The sequence below is a fragment of the Dinghuibacter sp. genome, assembly GCF_035492835.1.
Classification (GTDB): Bacteria; Bacteroidota; Bacteroidia; order Chitinophagales; family Chitinophagaceae; genus Dinghuibacter.
Genome location: NZ_DATJIY010000087.1, coordinates 1 through 8256, shown reverse-complemented (window position 1 = coordinate 8256; position 8256 = coordinate 1). Strand labels below are relative to the sequence as shown.

The 8256-nt window shown below is 57.4% G+C and carries 11 protein-coding genes; 8 read left to right on the top strand and 3 right to left on the bottom strand.

The features are described 5' to 3' along the window. The 3 genes from VL547_RS08285 to VL547_RS08275 form a co-directional block, all read left to right on the top strand. Positions 1 to 1801, top strand: a 1801-nt coding sequence (locus tag VL547_RS08285; RefSeq protein WP_325577183.1) for an FtsX-like permease family protein, incomplete at its 5' end; no start/stop codon positions are given. A gap of 22 nt (positions 1802 to 1823) precedes the next feature. Beyond that, a complete protein-coding gene (locus VL547_RS08280; protein WP_325577182.1) occupies positions 1824 to 2264 on the top strand; it encodes a hypothetical protein in 441 nt (146 codons plus the stop codon). After that, positions 2245 to 2625 carry a hypothetical protein gene (locus VL547_RS08275; RefSeq protein ID WP_325577181.1) on the top strand — a complete coding sequence of 127 codons (381 nt, stop codon included), beginning with the start codon at positions 2245 to 2247 and terminating at the stop codon, positions 2623 to 2625. Before VL547_RS08280 ends, VL547_RS08275 begins: the two co-directional genes overlap by 20 nt. Here VL547_RS08275 and VL547_RS08270 read toward each other — a convergent pair. Beyond that, a complete protein-coding gene (locus VL547_RS08270) occupies positions 2609 to 3589 on the bottom strand; it encodes a GlxA family transcriptional regulator (RefSeq protein ID WP_325577180.1) in 981 nt (326 codons plus the stop codon). The genes VL547_RS08275 and VL547_RS08270 overlap by 17 nt on opposite strands. Before the next feature lie 91 nt (positions 3590 to 3680). Between VL547_RS08270 and VL547_RS08265 the strand changes: the two genes are divergently transcribed. Genes VL547_RS08265 through VL547_RS08255 form a run of 3 tightly spaced genes read left to right on the top strand, consistent with a single transcriptional unit; the run spans position 3681 to position 5187 of the window. Further along, on the top strand, positions 3681 to 4106 hold the full coding sequence (locus tag VL547_RS08265) for a VOC family protein (protein WP_325577179.1): 426 nt from the start codon (positions 3681 to 3683) through the stop codon (positions 4104 to 4106). A gap of 17 nt (positions 4107 to 4123) precedes the next feature. Continuing rightward, positions 4124 to 4555, top strand: a complete 432-nt coding sequence (locus tag VL547_RS08260; protein ID WP_325577178.1) for a VOC family protein — start codon at positions 4124 to 4126, stop codon at positions 4553 to 4555. Beyond that, positions 4552 to 5187, top strand: a complete 636-nt coding sequence (locus VL547_RS08255; protein ID WP_325577177.1) for an alpha/beta family hydrolase — start codon at positions 4552 to 4554, stop codon at positions 5185 to 5187. The genes VL547_RS08260 and VL547_RS08255 overlap by 4 nt, the downstream gene beginning before the upstream one ends. Here VL547_RS08255 and VL547_RS08250 read toward each other — a convergent pair. Next, positions 5184 to 5516, bottom strand: a complete 333-nt coding sequence (locus VL547_RS08250; RefSeq protein WP_325577176.1) for a VOC family protein — start codon at positions 5514 to 5516, stop codon at positions 5184 to 5186. The genes VL547_RS08255 and VL547_RS08250 overlap by 4 nt on opposite strands. Before the next feature lie 95 nt (positions 5517 to 5611). Here VL547_RS08250 and VL547_RS08245 point away from each other — a divergent pair, with 95 nt between their 5' ends. Next, positions 5612 to 6565, top strand: a complete 954-nt coding sequence (locus VL547_RS08245) for a GlxA family transcriptional regulator (RefSeq protein ID WP_325577175.1) — start codon at positions 5612 to 5614, stop codon at positions 6563 to 6565. Between the two features lie 47 nt (positions 6566 to 6612). Here VL547_RS08245 and VL547_RS08240 read toward each other — a convergent pair whose 3' ends face one another. Continuing rightward, complete coding sequence (locus VL547_RS08240) at positions 6613 to 7602, bottom strand: GlxA family transcriptional regulator (RefSeq protein ID WP_325577174.1); 990 nt, start codon at positions 7600 to 7602, stop codon at positions 6613 to 6615. Between the two features lie 112 nt (positions 7603 to 7714). On the opposite strand from VL547_RS08240, the gene VL547_RS08235 reads away from it, so the two are divergent. Beyond that, positions 7715 to 8256: SDR family NAD(P)-dependent oxidoreductase (locus VL547_RS08235; protein WP_325577173.1), on the top strand; the 542-nt coding region annotated here is incomplete at its 3' end.

Below are 8256 nucleotides of genomic sequence, written 5' to 3'. Positions count from 1 at the left end.
CTTCGACATGGTGGTGCCGCTGGCGGCGGAGCACAAGGATACGTCAACCGACTCCTGGCCGAGCAACGGTGTCTTTACATACCTGCTGTTGCGGCAGGGGACGGACCCCCATTTGCTGGAGCGGCAGCTCCCCGCCTTTATTGATAAATACATGGGACCGGTGATGAGGGCGCATGGGACGCATTTCACGCTCGAGATGACGCCCATGCGCAAGGTCTATTTCGAACCGAACTACTTCGACCCCGTCCGTCATGGGGACAAGACGGTCGTGTTCGTTTTTATTTCGATCGCCGCGCTGATATTGTTGATCGCGTGTATCAATTTCACCAACCTGTCGACGCTCCGGGCGGTAGAGCGCTCAAAGGAAGTCGGGCTCCGGAAGGTGCTGGGAGCGCTGCGCGCGCACCTGATAAGGCAATTTATAGGGGAGTCGCTGTTGCTGGCTTTTGTGTCCTGCGTCTTGTCGGTTTGCTTGCTCATGATTTTGATGCCGGTCTATAATGACTTGCTGGACCGCACAATCGTCGTGTCCTGGATGACGCCGGTGATGTACCTGTTCCTCCTGGGGGTCATCGTGGCGGTAGGCTTTATCGCGGGCAGCTACCCGGCCTTTGTGCTGTCGGCTTTTAAACCCATCGAGTCGCTCAAGGGCAAGCTCCGGCTGGGCAAAAGCGGGTCGTTTTTCCGCCAGGCGCTGGTGGTGGTCCAGTTTTCGATTTCGGTTTTCCTGGTCATCGGGACGCTGGTCATGATGCACCAGATGTACTATGTGCAGCATGCCAACGTGGGGTACAACAAGGACCAGACACTGGTGATCAATATCGACAACAACGATATCTATAATCACCGGGTACAGTTCAAAAAGGCGCTGGAAGGCGTCGCCGGCGTGGAGTCCGTCTCGATGATGTCCGGGGAACCGGGGGGCTTTTTCGATGGCTACAGCTTCAAGGTCGAGGGACACGCGGAGCAATTCTTTTCCGGCCGCACCGAATTCTCGGACTTCCAGATCGTGCCCACATTGGGTCTGAAGGTCATCGCGGGACGAGACTTCTCGGCTGCGTTCGGGACCGATTCCACAGGCGCGGTAATCCTCAACCGGGCGGCCGCAACCGAATTCGGGTTCACTCCCGAAACCGCGGTCGGTCATTGGGTCTTCAACACCATCTATAACGAGCAGCGCCGCGTCGTCGGGGTGGTCGAGGACTTCAATTTCTCGTCGCTCAAGGAAAAGATGGAGCCGCTCGTGATAACGCCCGGTCAGGACAACCGGGTCATCCTGGTCCGGCTCAATCCCGGTTCCGCGGCCCGCGGGCTGGCGCTCGCGGAGAAGGCTTATAAGGAAGCCGCTCCCGGTTATCCCTTCGAATACCACTTCCTCGACAAGGAGTTCGACGCCCTTTACCGCGCCGACCGGCGCCAGCAGAGCCTGTTGAGCGTCTTTTCGGGGCTCTCGATCTTTATCGCCTGTCTGGGGTTATTCGGCCTGGCGTCCTTTACCGCGGCCAAGCGCCTCAAGGAAATCGGCGTCCGGAAGGTGCTCGGGTCGTCCGTTGGGAACATCGTGTTCCTCCTGGTCGGGGACCTGTTGCGCCCGATCCTGCTGGGCGTGGTGATCGCGGTTCCCATCGGGTACTACATCATGAGCCAATGGCTGCAGAACTTCGCGTACCGGACGGCTCTGTCCTGGTGGGTCTTTGCGCTGGCCTCGGTGTTGACGATGGTGATCGCGCTGGCGACGATCGGGGCGAAAGCGCTGAAGGCGGCGATGGCGAGTCCGGTGAAGAGTTTACGGGCGGAGTGAGGAGTTTGATTATCTTTAGCCGATGAAAACGACCTTACTTGCTGGCGTGGCCCTGTCGCTGCTGGCGGCTTCATGTACGTCGCGGGCGCCGCTGAAGGGCACCTGGCGGCTGATCTCGGGGACGACGATCACCAAGGGGGTGTCGGTGGTGACCGACTATACGAAGGGGCAAAAGTTCATCAAGATCGTCGGCGATACGCACTTCTCGTTTTTAAGGCACGACCTCAACCCGGCCAAGGATTCGTCGAGCCATTTCGATGGAGGGGGCGGGCGGTATACATTGACGGGGGACAAGTATACGGAGTATCTCGATTTTTATACCGACCATAATTGGGAAGGGAAGTCGTTTGACTTTACGGTATCTTTTGTGGGCGATACGCTGATCCAGCGCGGGAGGGAAACGAATGCGGCGGAAGGGATTGACAGGGAAATCATAGAAAAGTATGTTAAGGAAACAGAGTAAGGTTTTATTGATCGGGTTGGGGATATTGGCGGCGTTTGATCTACTCGTCGAAATACCGTTTCTGAAAGCAGCCTTGAGTGAGGATACCGTGATGTGGCTGACATTGTTAGTTTACTTTGGCATCGCCTATGAGGGCGCCCGCCGTGGCGGGGTCAGATGGGCATTGCGGTTCGTCGTCGTAGCCTGCATATTCGATTGGCTGTTTACGCCGGGGATTGAGTGGGTGTTAAGGACGGCGACAGCGCCCTTTAACGCGGCCGACTGGGCGCTGGCCCTGGCGCTTATATACCTGCCGTATTCGGTGGTGGCTGGCCTGCTGGCGGCGCTAGTCGTACGGTTGTCGGTTAAAAAGACGGAGTAGCGTTGTATTTATTCCGGTACTCGTTTGGCGTCATACCGGTGACTTTTTTGAAGACGTCCCGGAAGGTCTTGGCGTCGGAGTAACCCACTTCATACATCACGTCATAGATCGATTTACGGCCGATCTCAAGCTGCTTCTTGGTGGCCTCTATCTTGACCCGCTGGATGTATTCCACCACCGTGTTCCGGGTGGCCTTTTTGAAGCGGCGCTCGAAGGTCCGGCGGCTGATGTTGACGGTTCCGGCTATGCGATCGACGCTGAGGTTATCCGCGAAGCTCCGTTCGATGAACTCCTGGGCCCGTTTGATGGGTTCGTCGTCGTGGTTCTTCTGACCGGCGAAGATAATAAACCGGGACTGGTCGGTCCGGTCCAGGTCGATGACGAAGAATTTGGCCGTGTAGATGGCGATTTCCCGGTTGGTATATTTTTCCACGAGGAACAACAACAGGTTCCAGTAGGCGTTGTTCCCACCGCTGGAATACAAACCCAGGTTATGGGTGATCACCTTTTCATCCACCAGGTCCACGTCTGGATAGTAGTACCGGAACTCATTGGCGTAGGCCCAGTGGGTGGTACACTGCCGCTCCCGGAGCAGACCGGTAAAAGCCAGCAGGAACGCGCCCACGCAAAAGCTGGCGACTTCCGCCCCCCTTTCCTTGTACATGTCGATGATCCAGGGTGCGTAGTCCCGGTTGAGGTAGGTGGAGGCGAGCGCATCGCCGGTCATGGAAGGGATGATCACGAGATCGGTCCGCTCGATGTCCCCGATCAGCGTATCGGGTCTTACGGTCACCAGTCCCCCGTTTAGTTTGATTTCTTTGTCCACGCCCACCAGCCGGACGTGAAAAAGGGGCTCTTTGCCCTGGCGCGCCAGCTGGTCGTTGACGATCGAAAATACATAGCTGGCGTCGGCGATGGAGGCCAGGACCGCGTTTTTCAACACCAGAATCGAGACGTCGATCATAGTTGAAAGTACAACATTTTGTCGCAAACACCCCCTGCGAATGTCGGTTTTTGGGACCACCGGTAGTGTGTCCCGGAGGTATCTTTGTCCCATGTTAAACGTCAATCCTTATCTGAATTTCCCCGGCACCACCGAAGAGGCGATGAATTTCTACAAGTCCGTTTTTGGCGGCGAGTTCACGGCCTTTGCGCGCTTCAGCGACAGCCCCGGTCACGAGAAGATGCCGAAGGCGGAGCAGAACATGATCATGCACGCCGCGCTGCCTCTCGGTAACGGGCACACGCTCATGGCCACGGACGCGCTGGAGTCGATGGGACAGGACCTGGTCACCGGTAACAATTATTATATCAACCTGGCGACGGAAAGCGAGGAAGAGACCAACCGCCTGTTCAAGGGGTTGTCGGCCGGGGGCAAAATCGAAATGCCGCTCAACCGGACCTTTTGGGGCGCCTACGCCGGTATGTGCCGGGACCGCTACGGGGTGCAGTGGATGCTGAACTATGATTTATCGTCATGACCTAAATTCCAAGTAATATGGCACGTGTTTCAACCTATCTGAATTTCGCCCGCGAGACCGAAGAGGCGTTCAAATTCTACCAGACCGTTTTCGGCGGCGAGCTCACCGGTATCATGCGCTTCGGGGAAATGCCCGCCGCGCCCGGCATGCCGCCCATAGCCGACGCCGACAAAAACCTCCTCGTCCACATCTCGCTGGAGATATTGGGCGGCCACGTCCTCATGGGCACGGATGCCCCGTCTTCCATGGGCTTCCAGCTGAATTTCGGGAACAATTCCCACATCAACCTCGAACCCGATACGCGGGCGGAGGCCGACCGGATGTTTGCGGCGCTCTCCGCGGGCGGCGCGGTGTCGATGCCGCTGGCGGATATGTTCTGGGGGGCCTATTTCGGGTCGTGTACGGATAAGTATGGGGTACAGTGGATGGTGAATACGATGGGGAAATGATAGTGTCTGACGCCATCGGATCGGTCTCGACCGAGTTTCTCGTTCCTGCTGATGCTAGTTGCATTTTTACGCTGGCGCATGGGGCCGGCGCCGGCATGAACCATTCGTTCATGGTGGCGCTGGCTTCTGCTTTGGCTGATGCCGGCATTGGCACGCTCCGGTTCAACTTCCCCTTCAAAGAGCACGGCAAAGCGCGGGCCGACACGCCGGCGGTGGCGCATGCCACCATTGCGGCGGCCATCGATCATGCTTTGGCCTCCTACCCTGGCCTGCCGCTCTTTGCCGCGGGAAAGTCTTTTGGGGGGCGGATGACGTCGCAATACCTGGCGTTGAATAGCCGGCCGGAGGTGCGCGGGATCGTATTCTACGGGTTCCCGTTGCACCCCGCGGGGAAGCCGTCGGTCGAGCGGGCGACGCATCTGCGTGACGTTCGCGTACCGATGCTGTTCTTGCAGGGCACCAGGGACGAGCTCGCCACGTGGGATTTGATTTCTTCCGTTTGCGCATCGCTGCCGCTGGCTACGCTGGTCAGGATCGAGGGGGCGGATCATGCGTTCAAGGCGGGGAAGACCGACGTGATCGCGCTGCTCGTCCGCGCGACGGAGGATTGGGTCGGGAAGATAATGTCTTAGCGCGCCTTTTGGCGAAGGCACAGCCCGTTACCGGCGGGGTCCTTGAACCAGGCAAAGCGTCCCCAGGGCTGGTCGTCGATGTCGCCGACGTCGATGCCTTTTTGGCGCAGCTGTCGCACTTCCATTTCGATGTCCGCCGTCTCGATGATGATCCCGTGGAACTTCATCAGGGCGATGGTTACCGGCTGGCCGGGGAGCGCCATTTGTAACCAGGTTTGACCCTGATCGGCGGGCGCCTCGGCGATGATATCAAAACCCAGCTGCAGGTAAAATTGCCGTGCTTGGGGCTGGTCGGTGACCGGGAGGATGATGATGTCGATGTTTGTCATGGACCAAAACTATGATGGTTTTCCGTTGTCGGAGACCGGGTATCGCGACAATATGGCCAGGCGATTGCGTCTGGCAAATCCGCTAAATTCAGGCTATGAAACACGTTACGATCCTGGCCTTGGAGGACGCTGCCCTCAACTGCGTCGACAGCAGCTACCAGGTCATTACCCGGATCAACGACTTTCTGCGGTACCAGGGCAAGCCGCCTTTTTATACCGTGGAGGTCGCCGGATGTACTTCGTTCGGTCATGGGTTGTACAGCATCAACCCTGCGCGGCCATTGGAAGAAATTTCAAGCACCGATGTGGTGATCGTGCCTATCACGTGCGGGGCTTTCCCTGTAACGGTCGAGGCCAACCGGAAATTCATACCCTGGATTTCTTCCCGTCACCATGAGGGCGCGGAGATCGTTAGCTGTTGCGTGGGGTCCTTCTTCCTGGCCTCCACGGGGCTGCTGGACGACCGACAGTGCGCCATCCACTGGGCGGCCCGGCAGGAATTCCAGTCCATGTATCCGCGGGTCCGGTTGGTCGACGACCGGTTGATCACCGATGAAAACGGCATCTATACTTGCGGTGGCGCCTATTCCTTCCTGAACCTGCTCCTCTACCTGATTGAAAAGCACCTTGGACGGGACATGTCCATTCTGGCCGCCAAGATGTTCGAAATCGATATCGACCGCAAGAGCCAGAACCCGTTCGTTATTTTCATGGGCCAGAAAGGGCATGGCGATGAAGGCGTGCTGTCCGCGCAGCTCTTCATCGAGCGGAACTATACCGAAAGGATCGACGTATCGCAGGTCTGTACGCTGGCCGGCGTCGGGCGGCGGACCCTTGAAAGACGGTTCAAGGGATGCACCGGCAATACGATCGTCGAATACATACAAAGGGTCAAGGTCGAGGCCGCCAAAAAGGAGCTCGAGTCCAGCCGTAAAACGATCAACGAGATCGTGTATTCCCTGGGATACGATGATACCGATACCTTCCGCGGGCTTTTTAAGCGGATTACGGGTTTGTCGCCCTTGGATTACCGGCGGAAATATGCGTAGGGTTCCCGTGTGGTGCTCCGCGTGGCGTCCGGCGTCCCCACGACCCGTTATAGTGCGGCTTCTTTGTTATACTTGCCGCGGTATTCGAGCGGCGACATCCCGGTGATCTTGCGGAAGAGCTCGCGAAAGGCTTTCGGGTCGGCATAGCCGACTTCATACATGATCTCGTTGATCGTTTTACGGCTGGACTCGAGCTCCTTTTTGGCGGACTCGATCTTGACGCGTTGTGCGTACTCCACCGGGGTATTCCCCGTAGCCTTGATAAACCGGCGGTCGAAATTGCGCCGGCCGATGGCGAATCTGGACGATATTTCCTCAACCGAGATCTTTTCAGTAAGCGAATTCTCGATGTATTGCTGCGCTTCCGCCACCATTTTGTCGCCATGGAGCTTCTGACCGGTGAAGATGGCAAAGTCCGATTGACTGTTCCGGTCTATTTCTATCTGTAAGGTCTTGGCGCAGTAGATGGCTGTCTGGCGGTCATAATATTTCTCTATCAGGTAGACGAGCAGGTTCAGGAACGAATAGGCGCCGCCATTCGTATAGATGCCGTTCTCGTCGGTGATCAACTGGTCGGCTTTTAGCGTTACCTGAGGGAACTGCTGCTTGAACCTTTCGGCGTGCGCCCAATGGGTGGAGCAATTCCGTCCGTCGAGCAGGTGGGTGGACGCCAGCAGGAAGGCGCCGGAGCAGACGCTGGCTACTTCGGCGCCGCGCTTATACTGCGTGGTGATCCAATCGAGGAGCTGTTGCTCGGCGATCATCGTTTGGTTGCGGGCGGGATCCGAAGAGGGAATGAGGATAAGGTCCGTTTTGGCGATAGCCGTAAGGCTCTTTTGTGGCTTTACCGCAAACATGCCGCCGTACAGCTCCTCGGACTCGGCCGTGCCGGCCAGCTCGACGGTAAAGAGGGCTTCCTTGCCGTTCCTCCTGCGGTACGCGTTGGCGGAGTTGAATATCTCGAAAGCACCGGTGATACAGCTGATGGTGCTGAAGTCGGATTTTCCTGCGGGATATATAATGGTTAGATGCTTCATGGCACAAAATTATAAAATTCCTTCGTCCAAATCCCCCCGCTATATTGTCTAATGGACACCCCTCCGGTGTATGATTTGGTCAATACCTTTGGGTCATAAAACTAAATTAGTCATGAAAATCAAAGACAAAGTAGTGCTCATCACCGGGGCCAACCGGGGGATCGGGCGGGCCCTGGTACTCGAAGCGCTGCGGAGGGGGGCTTCGACGGTGTACGCCGGTATGCGCGCTCCTGTCGCCTTCGCGGACAAGCGCGTAATATCCCTTGCGCTCGACATCACCGACCCGGCACAGGTCAGTGACGCGGCTTTGACGATCGGCTCGCTGGATGTGCTGATCAACAACGCGGGCGTCGCTTACTATGACGACCTGAGCGACAGCGCCATGCTGGACAAACACCTTGCCGTCAACCTATACGGCCCGCACCGCGTCACCCAGGCCTTTTTGCCCCTTTTAAAGAAATCCCACGGCGCCATCGTGAACAACCTTTCCATGGTCGCGCTGGCGCCGTTTATGCCTATCGCCTCGTATTCGGTTTCCAAGGCAGCGGCATTTTCGATGACCCAGTCGCTGCGCGCTTTCCTGGCCGGTGACGGCGTCAGCGTCCATGCCGTGATGACCGGTCCGATAGACACGGACATGAACCGGGGTCTCGA

What these genes read in the sequence shown, in the direction of transcription:
- VL547_RS08260 (WP_325577178.1), top strand. Translation starts at nt 4,124, where the DNA reads ATGGCACGTGTTTCAACCTATCTGAATTTCGCCCGCGAGACCGAAGAG.
- VL547_RS08280 (WP_325577182.1), top strand. Translation starts at nt 1,824, where the DNA reads ATGAAAACGACCTTACTTGCTGGCGTGGCCCTGTCGCTGCTGGCGGCT.
- VL547_RS08240 (WP_325577174.1), bottom strand. Translation starts at nt 7,602, where the DNA reads ATGAAGCATCTAACCATTATATATCCCGCAGGAAAATCCGACTTCAGC.
- VL547_RS08270 (WP_325577180.1), bottom strand. Translation starts at nt 3,589, where the DNA reads ATGATCGACGTCTCGATTCTGGTGTTGAAAAACGCGGTCCTGGCCTCC.
- VL547_RS08265 (WP_325577179.1), top strand. Translation starts at nt 3,681, where the DNA reads ATGTTAAACGTCAATCCTTATCTGAATTTCCCCGGCACCACCGAAGAG.
- VL547_RS08245 (WP_325577175.1), top strand. Translation starts at nt 5,612, where the DNA reads ATGAAACACGTTACGATCCTGGCCTTGGAGGACGCTGCCCTCAACTGC.
- VL547_RS08275 (WP_325577181.1), top strand. Translation starts at nt 2,245, where the DNA reads ATGTTAAGGAAACAGAGTAAGGTTTTATTGATCGGGTTGGGGATATTG.
- VL547_RS08255 (WP_325577177.1), top strand. Translation starts at nt 4,552, where the DNA reads ATGATAGTGTCTGACGCCATCGGATCGGTCTCGACCGAGTTTCTCGTT.
- VL547_RS08250 (WP_325577176.1), bottom strand. Translation starts at nt 5,516, where the DNA reads ATGACAAACATCGACATCATCATCCTCCCGGTCACCGACCAGCCCCAA.